The 20672-nt window shown below is 42.9% G+C and carries 17 protein-coding genes and 2 tRNA genes; 13 read left to right on the top strand and 6 right to left on the bottom strand.

The window, feature by feature from the left end; genetic code table 11:
* The first annotated feature begins 130 nt into the window (after nt 1-130).
* From I3252_RS12240 to I3252_RS12225, 4 genes are all read left to right on the top strand, one after another.
* Nucleotides 131-646, top strand: a complete 516-nt coding sequence (locus I3252_RS12240) for a PAAR domain-containing protein (protein WP_238035384.1) — start codon at nt 131-133, stop codon at nt 644-646.
* A gap of 21 nt (nt 647-667) precedes the next feature.
* On the top strand, nt 668-1420 hold the full coding sequence (locus tag I3252_RS12235) for a hypothetical protein (RefSeq protein WP_060490284.1): 753 nt from the start codon (nt 668-670) through the stop codon (nt 1418-1420).
* Nucleotides 1420-2097, top strand: coding sequence for a hypothetical protein (locus tag I3252_RS12230; protein ID WP_193009240.1), 678 nt, complete (start codon nt 1420-1422; stop codon nt 2095-2097). Before I3252_RS12235 ends, I3252_RS12230 begins: the two co-directional genes overlap by 1 nt.
* Before the next feature lie 105 nt (nt 2098-2202).
* Nucleotides 2203-2997 carry a tetratricopeptide repeat protein gene (locus I3252_RS12225; protein ID WP_238035383.1) on the top strand — a complete coding sequence of 265 codons (795 nt, stop codon included), beginning with the start codon at nt 2203-2205 and terminating at the stop codon, nt 2995-2997.
* 31 nt (nt 2998-3028) lie between these two features.
* Here the strand turns inward: I3252_RS12225 and I3252_RS12220 are convergent, their stop codons facing one another.
* Both I3252_RS12220 and I3252_RS12215 read right to left on the bottom strand, forming a co-directional pair.
* A complete protein-coding gene (locus I3252_RS12220; RefSeq protein WP_238035382.1) occupies nt 3029-3985 on the bottom strand; it encodes a hypothetical protein in 957 nt (318 codons plus the stop codon).
* Between the two features lie 144 nt (nt 3986-4129).
* A complete protein-coding gene (locus tag I3252_RS12215; protein WP_238035381.1) occupies nt 4130-6265 on the bottom strand; it encodes an NADPH-dependent 2,4-dienoyl-CoA reductase in 2136 nt (711 codons plus the stop codon).
* 432 nt (nt 6266-6697) lie between these two features.
* Here I3252_RS12215 and I3252_RS12210 point away from each other — a divergent pair, with 432 nt between their 5' ends.
* Nucleotides 6698-8362 carry an AMP-binding protein gene (locus I3252_RS12210; protein WP_238035380.1) on the top strand — a complete coding sequence of 555 codons (1665 nt, stop codon included), beginning with the start codon at nt 6698-6700 and terminating at the stop codon, nt 8360-8362.
* Nucleotides 8363-8489: 127 nt separating this feature from the next.
* On the opposite strand, the gene I3252_RS12205 is transcribed toward I3252_RS12210, so the two are convergent.
* The 4 genes from I3252_RS12205 to hemA form a co-directional block, all read right to left on the bottom strand.
* The gene (locus tag I3252_RS12205; RefSeq protein WP_238035379.1) at nt 8490-8909 is read right to left on the bottom strand and encodes a DUF6691 family protein; all 420 of its coding nucleotides are present in this window, start codon (nt 8907-8909) and stop codon (nt 8490-8492) included.
* A 98-nt stretch (nt 8910-9007) separates the two neighbouring features.
* Nucleotides 9008-9445: a YeeE/YedE family protein gene (locus I3252_RS12200; RefSeq protein WP_055123579.1), complete on the bottom strand. Its 438-nt coding sequence runs from the start codon at nt 9443-9445 to the stop codon at nt 9008-9010.
* A gap of 161 nt (nt 9446-9606) precedes the next feature.
* A complete protein-coding gene (locus I3252_RS12195; RefSeq protein ID WP_238035378.1) occupies nt 9607-10740 on the bottom strand; it encodes an aminotransferase class V-fold PLP-dependent enzyme in 1134 nt (377 codons plus the stop codon).
* Between the two features lie 667 nt (nt 10741-11407).
* Entirely contained in the window at nt 11408-12763 is a 1356-nt protein-coding gene (gene hemA / locus I3252_RS12190) for a glutamyl-tRNA reductase (RefSeq protein ID WP_238035377.1), read from the bottom strand.
* 551 nt (nt 12764-13314) lie between these two features.
* Here hemA and I3252_RS12185 point away from each other — a divergent pair.
* The 8 genes from I3252_RS12185 to pth all read left to right on the top strand — a co-directional run bounded on the left by I3252_RS12185 (nt 13315) and on the right by pth (nt 20593).
* The gene (locus tag I3252_RS12185; protein WP_238035376.1) at nt 13315-15261 is read left to right on the top strand and encodes a tetratricopeptide repeat protein; all 1947 of its coding nucleotides are present in this window, start codon (nt 13315-13317) and stop codon (nt 15259-15261) included.
* A gap of 156 nt (nt 15262-15417) precedes the next feature.
* Nucleotides 15418-16050: a lipoprotein insertase outer membrane protein LolB gene (gene lolB / locus I3252_RS12180; RefSeq protein WP_201501851.1), complete on the top strand. Its 633-nt coding sequence runs from the start codon at nt 15418-15420 to the stop codon at nt 16048-16050.
* A 66-nt stretch (nt 16051-16116) separates the two neighbouring features.
* Nucleotides 16117-17097 (top strand): 4-(cytidine 5'-diphospho)-2-C-methyl-D-erythritol kinase, encoded by a 981-nt coding sequence (gene ispE, locus I3252_RS12175; RefSeq protein WP_238035375.1) that lies wholly within the window; start codon nt 16117-16119, stop codon nt 17095-17097.
* A 165-nt stretch (nt 17098-17262) separates the two neighbouring features.
* Nucleotides 17263-17338 (top strand) — tRNA-Gln (locus I3252_RS12170).
* A 244-nt stretch (nt 17339-17582) separates the two neighbouring features.
* A tRNA-Gln gene (locus tag I3252_RS12165) sits at nt 17583-17658 on the top strand.
* 111 nt (nt 17659-17769) lie between these two features.
* Complete coding sequence (locus I3252_RS12160) at nt 17770-18717, top strand: ribose-phosphate pyrophosphokinase (protein ID WP_045452669.1); 948 nt, start codon at nt 17770-17772, stop codon at nt 18715-18717.
* 423 nt (nt 18718-19140) lie between these two features.
* Nucleotides 19141-19815, top strand: a complete 675-nt coding sequence (locus I3252_RS12155; RefSeq protein ID WP_045443278.1) for a 50S ribosomal protein L25/general stress protein Ctc — start codon at nt 19141-19143, stop codon at nt 19813-19815.
* A gap of 196 nt (nt 19816-20011) precedes the next feature.
* The gene (pth, locus tag I3252_RS12150; RefSeq protein ID WP_045443276.1) at nt 20012-20593 is read left to right on the top strand and encodes an aminoacyl-tRNA hydrolase; all 582 of its coding nucleotides are present in this window, start codon (nt 20012-20014) and stop codon (nt 20591-20593) included.
* Nucleotides 20594-20672: the final 79 nt, after the last annotated feature.

The raw sequence follows: 20672 nt of genomic DNA, 5'->3' as shown, positions 1-20672 counted from the left end.
CTTTCTGTCTAGATCATACTCTTAGATAAACTTAAGTTTGATATTTTACGCTTTAGCCATCTATAATGTGATGCAAATAATAGATCCGCTATAAAAGTCCAAACTTTAAACGTTTAAGCAAGGTAGCACTATGGCAGCCTATATCACCGTCGGCGCAAAGACCTCTCACGGTGGGACGGTCATCTCCGGCTCAGCGCACACCACTCATAACGGTATCCCTGTCGCGCGTAAAGGCGATAAAGTTATATGTAAAAAATGCAAAAAGGTCACCACCATTCTTAGTGGTGATGCATCCTTTATTGTCGATGGTGCGCCTATTGCACGTGGCGGCGATGTTACTAGCTGCGGCGCTAAGCTGATTGCTATTCAGCAGTCATTTGCGGAGTCAGGTTTTGATGTAGGCAGTATTGCGCAGGCAGCGCCTTTGGTGTTTCCGAAGTCGGATATGAGTAATTCCTCCGAAGAACAATATGACGAACAATTTCAAGTTTTAGACGAAAATGATCAACCTATATCTAACGTGGACTATCAAGTTCTTGACACTGAAACGCAAGAAGTTTTGGCTACTGGTACAACCGATTCAGAAGGCTTGACTAAACGCGTAAGTACTGACATCGGAAAAAGTATAAATATTATTTTTATTTAATATTTTAAGTAGGGATTAATTATGGATGGGCTTTTAAAAACTTTAGGTATTAGAGCAAAGACTAATACTAATACTGGTTCTAGACAGCAGGTAAGTCCAGTAAGATTTATTAAATCCACTAAGGAAAGTGACGGGACTGATAGTGGCTGGCTTCGTGTTAGATTGGATAATTCAAAATCTGCATCTCTTTGTGAAAGAACAAAAATTCAGATTACTAACAGTAAAGAAGGAAGAACTTACTTTAGAATAATGGATGGGAGTTTTAAGGGTAAGTTAGCTTCACTTACTGATGGAAATGCGAAGCTATACCTTTCAGGAGAAAAACCTACAATATCCTCTTCTGGTGCTGTGATAGAAGTTATATATTCGGGCAAAGAACGTACCATATATTCTGTAATTCGTAAAGATATCAGGCAAATTCCTGCACGTTTAAGTTTTACGGGAAATACAGCAACCGTTTCGTTGACTACTATAGGAGCTGATTCACTGAATCCTTTGCCCGAGGGAACATACAATATATTAGTCCCTGATGTTCCTCATGATAAAGAGTATACAGAACAATATAAACCTGCGTACCCTGCTTTAAAGTGTCATCAAGTATGGTTCCCTATAGAATATCAGACTAATAACCGTTACGTACATGTAGGTGCTATCTCTGAAGGTTGCGTTACTGTACTAGATCTTAAGTTATGGAATCAAATATACGATTATTTAATAAGTCATCGTCGAACTGATCTAAGATACGTAGGCAAGCTGATAATTAGGAAAATATAATGATAAAAGTCGCCTTCACTTTATGCGTACTAATAACGCTTGCCTCATGTACCTCTAACGATGATATTGATCATGAGCAGACACGTATTGTTTCTCAAGACCATGACAAGTCCATAATAGACAGCGAGCTCTCATCATCAGAAAATTCGACAGTTTACGAATATGAAGATTCTGAAGCCATTTTACGTCATGTCGTTGATGGATGGAAAGCTCCTAAAAGCCTCGCTAAAAAAGAAGAAAGCTATCAATTTTTGCTTAATCTTGAAAAAAAGGGAGACATTGAGTTTGCTCAGCAGAACTATGGTACAGCATGGAATAGATATAGTACGGCTTCTATTTACTATCCTTCGCCTAAAGTACTAGTAAAAGCTGGTGACGCACAGGTACTTCATATTCTAAATAGGTATGAAACTATATGTGATTGTGATAGTAATGATTTACCAGAAGACATAAGAAGAAAAAATTTTCAGTTAGATTACTTGCAGTATATTATTAGAAGAGAATATGGTTTAGCACTTGATTTCAACCGCTACCCTAAGAAAGACTACAACGATGAACAGAGTCTAAGTAAAGAACAAGAACAACAGTTGATTAGCAAAATTGAATGTTTAAATCAGAAACTTGATTTTGAAGGTGACTCAGCTGATGTTTCAATTATAAAGCCATGTCTTGATTGATCAATCGCAAAAAAAGGTCGATTGCATACCCGTACCACAGGGTAAAACTTATGAGCAAGTGAGTCCGAATCAGCCAATTAAATAAAGTTTCCTAATGAGGTTTTGATGTATCAAAGAAAAATCACCCCTTTAATTCAGTCTTTATTACTGGTCACGTTATTCTCTAGTGGCTTGATGGCTGCTGCTTGTTCAGCGGAGTCATCAAACACTCCTATACTGTCAAATCAAAGCACTCCTGCTGAGATATACGAACTTGGCCTTGCCTACTATGAGGGTAACTCAGTTCCTCAGGATTATGAAAAATCTTTTAGCCTATTTAAAAGAGCTGCTGATCAAGATTATGCTCCTGCTAAATATGATCTCGGTACTATGTATTATGAAGGTATTGCTGTTGAGAAAGATTATAAAAAAGCATTTAAGTGGTTCCAACAAGCTGCTAACCAAGGGTATTCTAAAGCTCAATTCAATCTCGGTGTTATGTACCATGAAGGTATCACTGTTGAAAAAGATGATCTAAAAACATTTAAATGGCTTCAACGATCTGCTAACCAAGGGGACGCCGACGCTCAGCATCATATAGGCGTCATGTATCATGAAGGTATTGGTGTGGAACAAGATTATAAAAAAGCAATGCAGTGGTATACCAAAGCCGCTGATCAAGGATTAGATGTAGCACAATTTAATATCGGTGATCTTTACGAACATGGTTATGGCGTGCCGCAAGATTATGACAAAGCTTTTGAGTGGTACAAAAAGGCTGCTGATCAGGGAAACCAAGAAGCAAGCAATCGAATAGGTAGATTGGTTATGAATGGTAAAATCGATGATAAAGATATCGTCATTTATAGCACACAGGAAACTGGTCTTACATTAGGCGATATTGAAAAAATGAGCCAATGATAATGATGAGCCAGATATTAACTTAGGTAACCTAACAGTCATATGTTTCGTGATACGCTATCTTAGACTTAATTATTTTTTCAATATGCTCAACAAATACTTTTGTCTCAGGTCTACTATCTTCGTCAATAATTAGCAGACCTCCTATCGAAACATAGCAGACACCAAAAGACTTAGTGGGTAATAGATTAGTCCACTTATATGAAATATTATTCTCTAGTTTTACAGTTTGCCAATAGTTCGATAAATAATAATCTCCTGTCATAGATTGCCACGTGCAAACTTCAGATTCAGTTATGATTGAGCTAACAAGTAATGGGGTTTGAAAAAGTATGTCTTTGTGCAGCCCATCAAATGCTCGGATAACGAAAGCCGCAGGATGGTTCGGAAACTCTTCTCTTTCCCTTGACCGTCGCATACTCTGTGCTTGCTGTGTCTGAAAAGATTGGATAGTTCTGATATCAACCTCGTCAGCCATTTTATACTCTACATCACGTATAGGCTTTGAATACAATGAATCTAAAAGCTCTACATCACTTAATGATATAGATAAACAGCCAATAATTCTTTCGTCGTCTTCCTCTCGTACGCCGCCATACATGCTAACGCCAATGACACAATTATCAAATATCCATTCACAGTGTTCTACTACGTTGCCACTACAGTAATGGCTATCGGAGGAGTAGTTTGACTCTGATCCTAAATATGCTATTAGCTTTTTAATCACTGGTTGTCTATTAAATAGTTGTGCTGGGATGTTGATCCATATTGAATCTATCAATCGGTCATCATCTGCTACACTAAAATGACAGTAAGCAACTTTAAGAGACCACATTTCAGACAGTTTTATAGTGACTGTTTCAGGCATATAGCTTTCTTCATAAGAATGCGTTACCGTATCTTTTTCAGGAAGCTGAGCTTTTATATCAGATAACTTATCACCCCATTTAAAATTTACGTCACCAAATTGGAAGTGTTCCTTTCTCATACCTCTTAGCCTTTATCCAAATAGTAATTTAAAGATACTTATAGCTTTTTACGATCATCTATACACTGAGCAAGTCTATATTATCTAACAAAAAAAGCGGCAAGATAATCTATCTTGCCGCTCTCATTACTTCTGAACTAAACCCTAAATCGCTGCCGCAACCTCAGCACCATCTCTTATGGCACGCTTAGCATCCAACTCAGCAGCAAGTTTTGCGCCACCGATTAGATGGTATTGCGCATCTGGTGCATCACCGACATTTGGCATCAGCTCTACGACCGACTCTTGACCAGCACAGACCACAACGCTATCGACACGCAATAGCTGGCTTTGACCTTGATTGTTGGTAATCCAAATACCTTCATTGGTGATCTTATCGTACTGCGCACCTGATACTTGGATGACACCGTGTGATTTGACATGGGCACGATGTACCCAGCCCGAGGTTTTATTCAGCCCACTGCCCAAGCGACCTTTGGTGCGCTGCATCAAGTACACTTGGCGGATAGGTTTAATAGCTTCAGGCTTAATCAGTCCACCCTCAGTTTGATAGTTAGTATCATTAGTCACGCCCCACTCTTCACGCCACTCTTCGATAGACTGCGCTTTTGGACGATAGCTTGGATCTTTTAATAATTCAGGACCAAGTTCATCTAATGGCTGACCATGTTTGGCGGTCAGATATTCACTGACGTCAAAGCCAATACCGCCAGCACCGATGACGGCAACCGTATCACCAACTGATTTTTCACCAGAGAGTAATTCCGCATAGCTCATTACTTGTGGCAAATCCGCGCCTTCTAACTTGCCAGCTAGGCTTCTAGGGACAACACCAGTTGCGACGATGACATGATGGAATTTGGCTTTCTCAAGCATGGCTTTATCAACTTTGGTATTGAGTTTAATCTCAACGCCTAAGTGCTCAAGCTCATTAATATAATAGCGGATGGTCTCAAAGAACTCTTCTTTACCAGGGATAACTTTGGCGTAGTTAAACTGTCCACCTAAGATATCTTTTGCTTCAAATAAGGTAACCTCATGCCCACGTAACGCGGCGACGTGAGCCGCTGACATACCAGCAACACCGCCACCGATGACGGCGACTTTTTTAGGTTTCTTGGTTTTCTTATAAACCAATTCTGTCTCATAACACGCTTGTGGATTAACCAGACAAGTCGAGCGTTTATTTTCAAAGGTATGATCGAGACAAGCTTGATTACAGGCGATACAGGTATTAATGCGATCGGCTTGACCATCTTTGGCTTTATTGACCCAATGGGCATCGGCTAAAAATGGACGCGCCATTTGAATCATATCAGCCTGACCACTAGCCACGATTTCTTCAGCCGTTTCTGGCATATTGATACGGTTGGCCGCCATCATGGGAATGCTAATATGCTTTTTAATTTCAGCAGTGAAATCTACAAAAGCGGCACGTGGTACGCTGGTGACAATCGTCGGTACACGCGCTTCATGCCAGCCGATACCGGTGTTCATAATGGTGACGCCCGCTTCTTCTAACGCTTTGGCGACGGTGATGACTTCATCCATAACGTTGCCGTCTTTGACCAGATCAATCACTGACAAGCGGAATAAGATAATGAAATCTTCACCAGCAGCTGCGCGTACGGCTTTGACGACATCGACCGCCAGCTTCATACGACCTTGAATATCACCGCCGTATTCGTCGGTACGTTGATTTACATGACGCGATAAAAACTGATTGAGCAAATAACCTTCTGAGCCCATGATTTCCACACCGTCATAACCCGCTTGCTTGGCAAGCTTAGCTGAACGGGCATAATCCTTTACCGTTTGTTCGATGTTTTTAATGCTCATCTTACGCGGCTTAAAGGGTGAAATTGGTGACTTTATTGGACTAGAGGAGACGACAAACGGATGATAGCCGTAACGACCACTGTGCAAAATTTGCATGATGATTTTGCTGTCATATTTATGCGCCGCACGGGTCATTCGTTGATGATTAATCACGTCAGCGCGCGTATTCATGGTACCACCAGCAGGGAGCAACCAGCCTTCGCGATTGGGTGAAATACCGCCAGTAATCATCATCGCTACGCCACCTTTGGCACGTTCAGCAAAATATGCCGCTAGCTTACCATAATTATAAAAACGGTCTTCAAGCCCCGTGTGCATTGAGCCCATCACCATGCGGTTTTTAAGCGTGGTAAAGCCCAAGTCTAATGGCTCAAATAAATGTGGGTAGTGTTCATTGGTGCTAGCAGTTTCGATGGTATTGGCAGTACGGCTGGCGGACATATCATTTTCCTTATGAATGGTTTGTGGAAATGCTTATTAAAGCTGGCCGGGCTTTTTAAAAGTAAGATTTTTAAAAATGAGGCTTTTAGAAATAGTTAAGCGATAGGATTTAACATCACTGGTATCGTAACACACCGCCATTATCATCAGCTATGCAGACAAGCGACTGATGAGTGAACACTATGTGCATTAGACTAATTGATCATGTGATTCAATATAAGCAAGCGCTAAAAACATACTCGCTTTTCACAGAGCATTGTCTATAATGGACGAACAAATATTTACCGTGAGTCACCTATCAGCGAGTTGCTACAAGGAATGTCAGCAAAAATATTAACGGCTTATCAAATTGCGATAAATAGCGAAGCCAACTTTATAGCAAGTTTGTAGCGTATTCACTGAATTATAACAGCAAGATAAAGGACTATCCCCATGACAGACTTCCACACAGGTCTCGGCAAAAATACTGCCAACCATCAACCGCTTACCCCTATCGACTTTATTATCCGTAGCGCACAGGTCTATCCCGATAAAACTGCCATCATTTATGACGATTTAGAACACAATAACCTCATGCAAACGTGGCAACAGACTTATGACCGTTGTCGTCAATTGGCGGATGGTCTACGCAAATTAGGCATTGATAAAAATGACACAGTTGCAGTCATGATGCCAAACACCCCAGCGATGATCGAATGCGCCTTTGGTGTACCGATGTCAGGCGGGGTACTTTGCACCCTTAATACCCGCCTCGATATCAATGCCCTGACCTTTTGTCTGCAACACTCAGAAGCCAAAGTGTTGATTCTAGATAGCGAGTTTGCTGAGCATGCTGAAATTATCGACGAAGCATTTCCCAATCTAATCGTGATTCATGCGACCGATGCGGCGCTCGATATTGAGCGTTTTGGGCAAATGAGCTACGAAGCATTAATCGCCAGCTCAGACAATTTGGATAATTGGGAAAAGCCACTCGATGAATGGGATGCTATCGCGCTCAATTATACCTCTGGCACGACGGGTAAGCCAAAAGGTGTGGTCTATCATCATCGCGGCGCGACACTCAACGCTGTCTCCAATATTTTAGATTGGGATATGCCCAAGCACCCGATGTATCTATGGACGCTACCATTATTTCACTGTAATGGTTGGTGCTTTCCCTGGACGATTGCCGAACGTGCGGGCGTCAATGTCTGCTTGCGTAAGATTGATGCTGATTTGATTTTGCAGCTGATTGCCAAGCATAAAGTCACGCATTATTGCTCAGCGCCTGTGGTGCATAATATGATTGCTGGCGGCAAACCTGAATATAAAAAAGCGATTAATCATGAAGTCAAAGGCTGGGTCGCTGGTGCGCCGCCGTCTGAAACCATGCTCGCTGCCATGGAAGACATGGGCTTTCATATCTCGCACGTTTACGGTCTCACCGAAGTCTATGGTCCGGTCACCGTCTGCGCGGAACAAACAGAATGGGATGAGCTGGATATCGCTGCTCGTGCACAAAAGAAATCACGTCAGGGCGTAACGTCACATTTAATGACTGGCTTTGAGCTATTTAAACAAGGCACCACGGAGCCAGTTGCCGCTGATGGTGAAGAGATGGGTGAACTGGCACTGCGCGGTAATATGGTGATGAAAGGTTATCTAAAAAGCCGTAAAGCCACCGAAGAAGCCTTTGCTGATGGTTGGTTCCGTACTGGTGATTTGGGCATTAAATATCCTGATGGTTATATAAAAATCATGGACAGGCTTAAAGACATTATCATCTCAGGTGGCGAAAATATCTCTAGCATCGAAGTCGAGAACGTTTTATATAAAATGCCAGAAATCCAAAGCTGCGCTGTCGTCGCCGCGCCGCATGATAAATGGGGCGAAGTACCTGTCGCCTTCATCGAGATTCATGAAGGCAGCACCTTGCAGCGCGACCATGTGATGGAACATTGCAAGCAGCATTTGGCGGGTTTTAAAGTGCCCAAATATATTATCTTTGCTGAAATTCCAAAAACCAGCACCGGTAAAGTGCAGAAATTTGAGCTGCGTCAAGCGGCCAAGTCATTAGCACACGAAATGCCAAAAGTAATGGCAAGCGCCAAGTAAGACTTTATCATTAAGCCTTAATAATACGGAAGTATCGTTAATATTAATGAAGCATCATTGATAAAAAAAGGTCAGCCTAATTGAATTAGACTGACCCTTTTATTGCGCTAAAAAAACCAAGCCAATATCAAGTAAGCTTAGGTTCTAGCCACTGATACACCAACATCCCAACTATCATCGCTGGGATAAAGACATAGGCCTGCCACTGTCCTGTACCAAGCAGCACAATACCGGGACCTGGGCAAATACCGACTAAGCCCCAACCGATACCGAATAGCATCGCGCCGATTAACAATTTTTTATTAATAGTGGTTTTAGTTGGCATCTCAATTAAGGTGCCAATCCAACTGGTCTTTTGACGCTCAGCCAACTGCACGCCGACTATCGCTACCATTAGACCGCCGCCCATCACCAGTGCTAGAGAAATATCCCATGCACCAAAGACGTCCAAAAAGCCCTTTACTTTTACAGGATCGGTCATGCCTGATATCAGCAGTCCAAAGCCAAATAATAACCCTGCCAGTAATCCAATTATATTTTTTAGCATGTTTTTTCTCGCACCTAATGTGTTAATCCAAGCGGTTATAACCATCCGATATAAACAATAGTCATCGCTATCTTCGCAACGTACTGTCTATGTGGTTTTTAAATCAAACCCAAGACATGACGACCAATATAAACGGTCACAATACCAAATAACATAAAGGTCACCGTCGCCGCCATCGATCGTGGTGACAGTCGCGCATTACCGCAGATACCATGTCCACTGGTGCAACCTGAACCCAAACGTGTCCCAAAACCAACCAGCAATCCTGCCCCGATAAGCAGTGGCAAAGAGCTACTAATCTCTATATCAGGTAACGGTTTTACCAGACCATAAAGTAATGGCGAGATAACAAGACCAAGTATGAATAACACCTGCCACATCTCGACGCGCTTGGGTTTTAAGAGACTTGAGAAAATACCACTAATACCCGCAATACGACCAATGCCCAATAGCAATATGACCGTTGCAACGCCCAGCATCAGCCCGCCTACCAAGGAAATTGGCGTAAAGGCTTGCCAATCTATTTGTATACTCATAATATTTACCTAAGCCAATTTTTATCAAAACAGTTTTGAATTTCGTTTTATATAAATACATTATATTATAAAATATAATAAATAGGTAAAAAAATACTGAACCCTCGTTACAAGGGCTCAGTATTCTTTTTACTTAAAGAACATCTTACGAGATAAAGATATTATTTTGCCAATACTGCATCAAGTGCAGTTTCAAAACGCTGTACTGCTCCGTCTACATCAGTCAATTTATCTAGACCAAATAAACCTAAGCGGAACGTTTTAAAGTTATCCGGCTCACCAACTTTTAACGGTACACCAGCAGCGATTTGCATGCCTGTTTCGGCAAACGCACTGCCTTTATGCATATCATCGCGATCGGTGTAAGCAACCACGACGCCTGGCGCTTCAAAACCTTTCGCCGCAACGCTTTCAATGCCTTTAGCGGCTAATACTTCACGAATACGGTTGCCCAATTGCCACTGCGCATCACGCAATTTATCAAAGCCAATCTCTTTTGACTCTAAAATAGTATCGCGGAATTGACGTAAGCTATCGGTTGGCATGGTGGCATGATAAGCGTGACCGCCATTTTCATAGGCACGCATGACATTTAACCACTGCTTTAAGTCTAAGCTAAAGCTATCTGATTCTGTATTGTCTACTTTTTCGATTGCCGCAGCGCTTAGCATGACTAAGCCTGCACACGGAGTGCTGCTCCACCCTTTTTGCGGGGCGCTGATGAGAACATCAATACCCAAGTCTTTCATGTCCAACCACACACAACCTGAAGCGATACAATCAATAACCAATAAACCGCCAACGCTATGTACAGCCGCGCTTAGCGCTTTGATATAGTCTGATGATAAAATAATACCCGATGATGTTTCGACGTGCGGCGCAAAGACCACTGCTGGTTTCTCTGCTTTAATTTTAGCAACGGCTTCATCGATATCAACGGGGGCAAATGGCTTTGGTGACTCACCCTCTTCACGATGTGCCGTCAATACCGTAGACGACTTGGCGATTTTGCCTTTTTCTAAAATTTGCGTCCAGCGATAGCTAAACCAACCGTTACGAATAATGAGGCAATCTTCGTCATTGGCCAATTGGCGCGCAACGGCTTCCATTCCATAAGTACCAGCACCGGGTACAATGACCACTGCTTCGGCGTTATACACGGATTTTAAGTCGCTAGATAAGTCATTCATCACTTGCTGAAAGACTTTTGACATGTGGTTTAAGGCGCGGTCAGTATAGACCACTGAGTATTCTAATAAGCCGTTTGGATCAATATCTTGACGTAATGCAGTCATAGGAAGCTCCTAGTTTATAGTTAGATAGTTTAATTTTTCTCAAGCATTGGCTATAGCAAAATCCAGATACTCTCTTAAACCAACCTGCCTTAATAACGCTAACCAATCTAGACACCTACTGTTCGCCAACTTAGCCAAATAATGCTTCTAATTAGATAACATGGGTGTGAAATAACGTTTTTGTTAAATAATATGGCTATCAAATAGCATTGCTGACCAATAGCATAGTCGTTAGATTGCATAGCAGCTAGATACTACTATGGGTAGTATTAACTGAATATTAATGTGGGGTAATAGTCGAGAGCATGACGCAGGGTTGACGATATAGCACTTTATCCTAGCGCTATTGCCGTTGGTGATTGTGTTTTGCACGCCGTGTTTTTATTGATTTTAGACAAAGTCGTACAGAACAGGTGCGCCACTATAGGGGCTACGCGGTGGTAGGCTAATAATGGTCACTAACAACTGATGAGATGAATAGGCATCAAGCGAGAACATATACACTAAGGTTTTTAGAAAATAACCGCTCGCGTATAACAAAAGATTATCATCGCTTAATATACTCATAACAGCTTGATATTAGCACTGATAATGCAGGTTGACAACGATATGTTTGCGCAATAATAAGGTTTGCGCCGCTTATGTTTTTTTGATTAGTCAATAATAACTATCGACGTCCGCGATGAGCCTCTTGCAGCCCAGACACCACAAAGTCTAGCAGCTCACTATCCCCTTCACGGGCAGCCTTGCGCATGAGCTTCGATGGTGCGTGGGTTAGCGTCTGCGCCAAGCGGCGTGACAGCTCAATGATAATATCTTCAGGACTGGCATTATCCTGTTGTAGCTTGGCAATGGATTCATGCAGGAGTTTATCTACTTGGTCCTGCGTATGCGCGCGATACTGCTGAATGTCTTTACCGACTTGGCGCACTTGAAAGCTGCGATCCATCTCAACGACTAATTGGCTAACGAGCAGTTCGGCATCGACTGCCGCTTGTCTACGCTGTTCGATATTGCCAGCGATCACGTGTTGTAGATCATCGACAGAGTAAAGATAAACATCATCGATACGACTAATGGTCGAGTCAATATCACGCGGTACGGCTAAGTCAATCATCAACATAGGCTGATAACGACGATGTTTCAGCGCGCGCAAAGTCATGGTTTTATCGATCAACACATCCATACTACCGCTACAGCTACTAACGATATCGGCTTCTGCTAAAACTTGTGGTAACTCTTGTAAAGGTCTGACCTCCACCAAGTGACCTGCGCGGCGCAGCTCCACTGCCAGCGCTTCAGCGCGCTCAGGGTTGCGGTTGCAAATAATCACGCGACCTACACCAAGCCCAGCAATGTGGGTGGCAACCAAACGGTTCATCTCGCCTGCCGCGACCACCAGCAATGTGCGACTGGGCAAATCATCAAATATTTGCGTCACTAATTTGGCGGCCGCATAGCTAAGCGATACCGCTTGAGCACCCACTTGGGTCTCGTTACGGACGCGTTTGGCGGCAGCAAATACTTGATCGATAATCCAGCCAAGCTGATTACTCAGCGCTTTTTGTTCTTGCGCGAGCTGTACTGAGCGCTTGATTTGACCGAGTATCTGCGGCTCACCCAATATCATAGAGTCAAGCCCTGCGGCAACTCTAAGCCAATGGGTCAGCGCGTGAGTGTCACGGTGCACATAAAGATAAGGATCAATCTCAGACAGTGACAACTGCTTAAAGTCAGCAAGCCACGCTTTAATTTTTAAGATATGAGCACTAATAGCCGCCGAAGATGTCTGAGCACCGACCGCGCCATTAGCAGACATAGAGGGAACATCTTGCGGCTCTGCTAGCTGCGGCACAAGCGCATAGATTTCCGTACGATTGCAAGTAGAAACAATCACACTGCCATCAGTAAAGGCCTCTAATTGTTTGAGAGCGATATTCACATCGTCACCCACAAGCGCCAAGCGCTCTCTCAGAGCGACTGGTGCAGTTTTGTGATTGACCCCAATGACCACTAATCTCATTATTGATAGACCATAAACATGACGCTCACCTGCCAGCCCACGCTATCTCATTATTTTTAAAAGACAGTTGTAGGCGACAGCGCTGAAAGGAAGACTCTAAAAGCCGCCTATTATATCATTATTGCCAGCTTTAATTAACACTCAGCTATCGATGATAGCTATTTGCTTGTATCTGGGCACATGAGTAACAAATCAACTACCGATACGATTGTTAAAACCAATATCTATGTTTTAGCGAGCGCTTATAGAAATGGATAGAAATCATTCGCTTACTTGACGTTAACTTGTTATATTTTCACAATATTTAAGCTAAGATTTACAACCAATGAAAGACCCCGTTGATACAGGTTATCAGCCAATCCTACTTTGTTAGCAAAGATTTGGTAGAGCGGCTGCTATTAATAACGGAGTAACACGGGCACTATTGTTTATCCCATCAGTCTGCTTTTATAATGTCAGGCATGGGTACTCGTTACCAATAGTTAGTTTGAAATGATTAAAATAAAATTGTCTTATCGATATAGATGAACAATGGGCGAATACGGTTATCTATGATTTTTTTTGGGTCATTATTTCGATCACAACTTGCGCATGACGACCAATCTAATCTGCGTGCCCTATTGCATGCGGTTATCGAACGTCTGTGCCAGCGTTATAAGCTAACCTTGTCGTTGGCCTTTTGCCTATGCTTAGGATCGTCTTCCGTTCATGCCAGTCATCCTGATATCTCGCTCGAAGCCCATGTACCCAAACTATCCATTGCTGATAAGAACGACAAGGCATTCAGTAGCGACGGCATTGATAATAGCTCAACGCTATCAGCAACTACTCCTACCAATACACAACCAATAGAAAATGTCGCCAATATTAATGGGTTAGCGCCAACTACCTTATGGCAACCTGAGCTCAAAGAGCCTAGCCTGTATGCGCTGCTTGATGCAGAATTCGCAGCAGATCGCGGTGATAGACAACGAGCGATTACTATCTATAAGCAGCAAGCATTCAAAGAAGATGCAACTGCCGTGTTTGAAAGAGCACTCAGCCTTTCTTTACGCACCGAAAGGGTTGAGAAATCGTTACAATTTGCCAAGTCATGGCAAGACCAAAATCCGGATCACGTGCCTGCTTGGTTTTATGTGGCGCATTTGGCTCTGCGAGCTCACGATTATCTGTTAGCTGGCGAAACCTTGAATCGTATTCTGCTTTATGACCCTCGAGCGGACTTAAGCGAAATCCTTATCGGTATCTATCCAAACAATGATGAAGACAAACGTGAATTACTTGCCGCTTTGCAACCACTAGATAGCGAGCAGAATGCCTCATTGTCGGTATTGAAAGCAGGGTTGCTTTACCAATTTAACGAGCCTGAGATTGCCATTGTCCATATCAATCGGGCGCTAGAACGCCAGCCTGACTATGTACCTTTTATTACACTAAAGGCAGACATACTGCGCAAAATCGTCACGGCTGAAACCGTCGTCAATTATGTGAGCCAAGCGCGCCTGCGTAATCCCGATAGTAAAAGTCTCTATCTGTACGAGATTCGCTACTTGCTTGACTTAAAGCAAAGCCAAGAAGCGTGGCAATTATTGCTGGATGCCCATGGTCGCTTTGCTGATGATGCCGAGATTACTTTGTTGGCTGCGTTGGTGAGCTTAGATATCGAAGAATATAACAGTGCCGATGAGCTACTCAACATGCTCGCAAAAAACCCCGCTTACCTTGATCAAGCTTATTATTATCTTGGTATCAGTGCCGAGCGTCAGCAGCACTTTGACCAAGCCAAATACTATCTTAATGGTGTCATGCTAGAAGACTTGGTATTAGAGGCTCGTAGAAAAGTAGTGGCTTTTGAATTGCTTAACGGCGATATAGATGCGGCGATTGCTACTTTAGAAAAACTGCGTAAAGACTTTAACGTCTTTGCGCCAGATACCTTTGTGCTGCAAGCCGATATTTTATGGCAGCAAAATGAGTCCGAAGAAGCCCTGCGCCTACTAACCAAAGCTGCTCGCAAGTATCCTGATAATGAGATGCTCTTGTTTGCACGCGCCCAGCTCCTTGATGACAAAGACGACTATATCGTTAAGCGCACCTTGCTCAATCATCTGCAAGCACTTGACCCAACCAACCTCTCCTACCAGCTCAGTTACGCGCAGTTATTGCTAGCCAATGAACGCAGCTCTGAACAAGGATTGGCATTGGCCACCGCCATCATTCAGATTCGCTATGATGACCCACGTTATGACAATGAGCTGCACCTGCAAGCGCTGAATGTGCTGGCTGGCAATGCATTGGCCAATGAAAACTATCAACAAGTCATCGACTACCTGCAAACCCCTTACGATGTGTTTCCTACCTTGCGCTCTGGCAGCTTACTACTACGCGCTTATCAAGGTTTAGGCAACAATGAAAAAGTCGAGGCATTACTCGCAGACTTGCAGCAGCGCTTCTCATTTGGGCAACACAATATCAATGACCGTATACAACTTTACTGACCCGCCGTTTTATAGTGGACAAATCGTTGCATGCTATGATTACAAGGCACTCATAAGATGCTAACAGCCACGCATAACTGAGTAACATACAACCATTAAGCTAATCTATTTTCGAAACAATGATTTCGTAAATTTGTCTATTTTTGAGGAAACATCATGTCAGTATTGGTCAATGCTAATAAGCCTAATAAATTGGCGCTATTCGCTGCCGTGACAACCGCGCTCGTCATCACGTCTGGTTGTCAATCACTAAAAACAGCAAACGCTACTAACCAACCCAGCGCGACCTTACAAGGTCAAAACGCTGAGCCACCGCAAAAGCTTGAGAACTTTAATATCACTGGCAAAATCGGTGTAACGATGCCCGCCAATGACACCACAGGCACTCAAGGTGGTAGTGCGTTCTATGCATGGGGGCAGCAGAATGATCGCTTTGCCATTGAGCTGATCGGCGCGCTCGGTATTGGTAAAACCAACATCGAATATAATGGTCAAACCGCCACTTTAGTCAGCGAAAAAACAGGTACCTTAACTGCTGATGATCCTGAGACTTTGCTCAAAAAAGCTACTGGGTGGCAAGCGCCTATTTCACAAATGCCCTATTGGATATCTGGTCGCCCGGCGCCTTCCGATAGCGCACCACAGCTCGATGATCAAAATCGTTTAATCAGCTCAGTCAATGGTGAATGGACCGCAAGCTTTACCTATAAAGGGTCTGATAAGTTACCAAATAAAATCAGTGCCGTACTGCCACAAGGCAATAAGGTAGTAATGACGATCAATCATTGATTAGTCACGTAAATACGATGAAAATTGCTGATTATTGATTACTATAGCCGTCTACAACCAAACATTATGATTAAAAACCTAGCCGCTACGCCTACTTCCACCATCACCCGCTTATCACCGGCAAAGATTAATCTATTTTTGCATATCACAGGTAAGCGTGCTGATGGTTATCATAATTTGCAAACCGTATTTCGCATGCTTGATTGGGGCGATTATTTGCATTTTTCAGTCATAGATGAAGCCGTAATTTTTACAGTAGATAGTGAATCTACGGCAGATAGTGAACTAGATGCCAATAAGCTCTGTCATCAACTGCTAATATTGGCTGGTGCAGAGACTATAACTGCCGATATAGAAGACAACTTAATTTTTAAAGCAGCGCGTGTATTGCTAGCGGCTGCCATACAGTCAAATACTCTACCTGAGCAGTTAGCACAGGTGCATATCGCTTTAGATAAGCATTTGCCGATGGGTGCAGGCTTGGGTGGCGGCTCATCCAATGCCGCAACGACATTGATGACACTTAATGAAATTTGGCAGCTTAATTTTGATCAAGATACGCTTATAAAAATTGCTGCCACTATTGGCGCAGATGTGCCGATTTTTATCTTTGGGCAAGATGCGATTGCGATGGGTATTGGAGAGCAGTTAACCGCAATCAAGTTGCCCGACCAGCAGTATTTAGTATTGACGCCCAATGCTCACGTTAATACTGCCCAGCTGTTCGCGCATCCTAAATTGCAACGTGATATCGCTGTGCTATCGGTTGAGACAATTAAAAATAAACAAGCCGACTATGTACAAACTCTGACCACGCCCTATCAAAATGTCTTTACGCCAGTGGTGACCAGTCTTGCTCCTGCCGTCAGCGAAGCATTACGTTACTTACAAGGGTTAGAGGCGCAAGCACTCGGCACAGCACGAATGACCGGCTCTGGTAGCGCAGTGTTTTTACCTTTGGATGCAAGCGTGGCTACTGATAAAGCGCATTTAGCAAAGTGGATTGAAGAGGCGCCTTGTTCTGCCTATTTAGTTCGTAATCTATGAATTAGATTTGAGCTGTAGTGCGAAGATAAAATGATTATAAATACAGCGTAAAGCGCTTTGTTGACCCGATATTCGTTTTTTTTGACCTATTTTTCAATAAAAGCCATAAAAAGGCGCAAATGACTTGCAAAATCTGAAAATTTAATTATAATAGGTCGCCTCAATAGGGGTATAGCCAAGTTGGTAAGGCATCAGGTTTTGATCCTGACATCCGTTGGTTCGAGTCCAGCTACCCCTGCCATTTTTTAGTACGAAGCGTTTGATATGCAGTGATCATAGGTGGTTTATAAATAGCCGCTTATCTTATTGACATTGACAACGTTATCCCAGTTTCGGTATAGTTCGCAATGGACACCGCTAGGGAACAGTTATGTTTTAAATGGTTTATCCGTTTATAATATAGCGAACAGGTCGTGACGCTATTCTAACAATGACTTTTATTAAAAGTTGCTATTAGATATCGACGTACACAGCCTAGACATTACAGGGGTATAGCCAAGTTGGTAAGGCATCAGGTTTTGATCCTGACATCCGTTGGTTCGAGTCCAGCTACCCCTGCCATTTTTTTACTGTAATAGTAGTCATCAAAACTTTTCACCACTCTTTTCTGAATTTGAGCAGTTTGACACTGCTTAGCGGTCGCTGCTTGAGTCAATCAATAGGACTTCTGTCATGCCTTATTTGGCGATTTTTACGGGTAATGCCCACCCTGAATTAGCAAAAACCGTAGCCGATCATCTCCATATACCTCTTGGTAAAGCTGACATCACGCGTTTTTCTGATGGCGAAATCGCCGTAGAAATCAAAGAACACGTGCGCGGTAAAGACGTGTTTATCATGCAGCCAACTTGTGCACCAACCAATGACAATTTGATGGAAATCATGATGATGGCCGATGCGCTGCGTCGCTCTAGTGCGGGTCGCATTACAGCAGTCATGCCCTACTTCGGTTATGCCCGTCAAGACCGTCGTCCACGTTCTGCTCGTGTGCCTATCTCTGCTAAAGTCGTCGCTGACATGCTAAACATCGTGAGTATCGATCGCGTGATGACGGTTGATTTGCACTCAGATCAGATTCAAGGCTTCTTTGACATTCCTGTAGACAATATCTACGGCACGCCTGTATTGCTTAACGACCTACAAAAACAAGATTACGATAACATCATGGTTGTCTCTCCTGACGTCGGCGGCGTGGTGCGTGCGCGTGCTATGGCTAAACAGTTGGGCGATACTGACATGGCGATTATCGATAAACGCCGTGCCCGTGCCAATGAGTCGCAAGTCATGCACATCATCGGCGATGTTCGTGACCGTGATTGCGTCATCGTTGATGACATGGTTGATACCGCAGGTACGCTATGTAAAGCAGCTGAAGCATTGAAAGCAAACGGTGCACGTCGCGTATTGGCTTATATTACGCACCCTGTCCTATCAGGCAACGCACTACAAAATATCAGTGAATCTGCGCTAGACGAAGTCGTTGTTACCGATACGATTCCATTGTCTGAAGCGGCAAAAGCCTGTAGCAAAATCCGCCAAGTGAGTATCGCACCGATGCTTGCTGAAAGCTTACGCCGTATCAATAACGAAGAATCTATCAGCGCCATGTTTGACGCTTAGATTTTTAATGAGCACTTGCTCTACTTTCTGTTGGCAATGCTCGTTATAAAACACTGCTTAAGTTTAAAAAAAAGCGTCAAGTATCTTTACTTGACGCTTTTTTTGCCTATTGGTGCTGCACAGTCATTTTGCGTAGGTCTTTATTATTACTACAAAATCACGTATAATGCGCGCCTGTGCCAACCATTTGTTCGATTTAATTAGGTTGGCATTCTCAAAAGTGCTGATCATGCCCAAAAGTAACGATTGTCATGATAATGACTATCCAAAAAAATCGTTATGATGAGCAAATGGCTACATTTAGCAATTGTGAATTTTATTAGCAATCATAAATGTTAGCTATCATCACGTATTAGTGGATTGGTCGCAAATCCACTTTTTTATGACCAGACACTTCATCATTCTTTTTATAGGATTATATCCATGAGCATTAATCATTTTGAACTAAACGCTGTTGATCGTTCTGCTGAGCAACAAGGTAAAGGTGCGAGCCGCCGCCTACGTAAGCAGAATCTAGTTCCTGCTATCATCTATGGTGGTAACGAAGAGCCAACATCTATCTCTATCAAGATCAACGAGCTAGTAAAGTCACTTGAATTCGAAGCGTTCTTCTCACACATTTTGACAATCAATGTTGATGGCGTAGAGCATCAAGCGGTTATCAAAGACTTGCAACGCCATCCAGCTAAAGGCTTCCCAATGCATGCTGATTTCCAGCGCGTTGTGAAAGGTCAGAAAATCAACATGAACGTTCCTGTGCATTTTGCTGGTCGTGAAGAAGCGCCTGGTACTAAAGCTGGTGGTGTTCTATCAACGCTAGTATCTGATATCGAAATCGTTTGCCTACCATCACAATTACCTGAATACCTAGAAATTGACGTATCAGGCATGGAAATCGGTGATCTATTCCGTCTATCAGATATCAAACTACCTGAAGGCGTTATCATCTTTGATCTTGACATGGAAGATGCTCACGACCGTACTATCGTTAACATGCAGCCACCAACGGTTGAAGAAGTTGACGCAGACGCTGAAGAAGTTGATGCTGCTGACGTACCTGCTACTGAGCAAGGCACTGAAGACAAAGACGGCGAATAATAAATCACGGTTACATAGAGCACGCAACCTAGCGTCTGCTATGTAATACAAGGTTTGTTTAGTCAAAAAACAGCAGGTGATAAATATCTCCTGCTGTTTTTGTAAGTAAGGTTTGAAAAATAACAGATATGCTATGAATAAATAGCATAATCGCAAACCTTATGCCTCATTTATTCAATTTAAGCAGGGTGTTTTTATGGCCATAAAGCTTATTGTCGGTCTTGGTAATCCTGGTCAGCAGTATATGTTTACACGTCATAATGCAGGGTTTTGGTTTGTCCATCACTTGGCTCAGCAGTTCAACATTACCCTCTCCCATGATAAAAAGTTTCATGGAATTACAGGACGTGGGCAGATTCATGGGCATGACGTACGTCTATTGATGCCGCTCACCTTTATGAATAAGTCTGGTCAGTCAGTGGTGCCGATGGTGAAGTTTTATGGCATTGAAAATGATGAGTTACTGATTGCTCATGATGAGCTCGATATTCCAGCTGGCAGTATCAAACTTAAGACGAATGGTGGTCATGGCGGTCATAATGGTCTGCGTGATATCACCCCTCATATCGGCAACGACTTCCATCGTTTGCGTATTGGTATTGGTCATCCTGGTCATAAGTCTAAAGTTAGTGGTCATGTGCTCTCAAAAGCTGCGCCCGATGAACAGATTGCCATTGATAGCGCTCTGACAGCAGCATTTGAAGCGCTGCCATTATTACTAAATGGCGATATTGAAAAAGCACGTTCACAAATTAATGGCTTCAAACTGCCAGAATAAAATCATGCATTAACTATAATAGCCTTATTACTAAATGGCGATATTGAAAAAGCACGTTCACAAATTAATGGCTTCAAAC

The organism is Psychrobacter sp. Ps4 (assembly GCF_022129285.1).
GTDB lineage: Bacteria > Pseudomonadota > Gammaproteobacteria > Pseudomonadales > Moraxellaceae > Psychrobacter > Psychrobacter immobilis_A.
Note: the sequence above shows the minus strand (reverse complement) of the source record. Positions and strands in the feature narration are given on the sequence as shown.

Coding starts and splice junctions, on each gene's coding strand:
- I3252_RS12240 (WP_238035384.1), top strand. CDS start 131: ATGGCAGCCTATATCACCGTCGGCGCAAAGACCTCTCACGGTGGGACG.
- I3252_RS12235 (WP_060490284.1), top strand. CDS start 668: ATGGATGGGCTTTTAAAAACTTTAGGTATTAGAGCAAAGACTAATACT.
- I3252_RS12230 (WP_193009240.1), top strand. CDS start 1,420: ATGATAAAAGTCGCCTTCACTTTATGCGTACTAATAACGCTTGCCTCA.
- I3252_RS12225 (WP_238035383.1), top strand. CDS start 2,203: ATGTATCAAAGAAAAATCACCCCTTTAATTCAGTCTTTATTACTGGTC.
- I3252_RS12220 (WP_238035382.1), bottom strand. CDS start 3,985: ATGAGAAAGGAACACTTCCAATTTGGTGACGTAAATTTTAAATGGGGT.
- I3252_RS12215 (WP_238035381.1), bottom strand. CDS start 6,265: ATGTCCGCCAGCCGTACTGCCAATACCATCGAAACTGCTAGCACCAAT.
- I3252_RS12210 (WP_238035380.1), top strand. CDS start 6,698: ATGACAGACTTCCACACAGGTCTCGGCAAAAATACTGCCAACCATCAA.
- I3252_RS12205 (WP_238035379.1), bottom strand. CDS start 8,909: ATGCTAAAAAATATAATTGGATTACTGGCAGGGTTATTATTTGGCTTT.
- I3252_RS12200 (WP_055123579.1), bottom strand. CDS start 9,445: ATGAGTATACAAATAGATTGGCAAGCCTTTACGCCAATTTCCTTGGTA.
- I3252_RS12195 (WP_238035378.1), bottom strand. CDS start 10,740: ATGACTGCATTACGTCAAGATATTGATCCAAACGGCTTATTAGAATAC.
- hemA (WP_238035377.1), bottom strand. CDS start 12,763: ATGAGATTAGTGGTCATTGGGGTCAATCACAAAACTGCACCAGTCGCT.
- I3252_RS12185 (WP_238035376.1), top strand. CDS start 13,315: ATGATTTTTTTTGGGTCATTATTTCGATCACAACTTGCGCATGACGAC.
- lolB (WP_201501851.1), top strand. CDS start 15,418: ATGTCAGTATTGGTCAATGCTAATAAGCCTAATAAATTGGCGCTATTC.
- ispE (WP_238035375.1), top strand. CDS start 16,117: ATGATTAAAAACCTAGCCGCTACGCCTACTTCCACCATCACCCGCTTA.
- I3252_RS12160 (WP_045452669.1), top strand. CDS start 17,770: ATGCCTTATTTGGCGATTTTTACGGGTAATGCCCACCCTGAATTAGCA.
- I3252_RS12155 (WP_045443278.1), top strand. CDS start 19,141: ATGAGCATTAATCATTTTGAACTAAACGCTGTTGATCGTTCTGCTGAG.
- pth (WP_045443276.1), top strand. CDS start 20,012: ATGGCCATAAAGCTTATTGTCGGTCTTGGTAATCCTGGTCAGCAGTAT.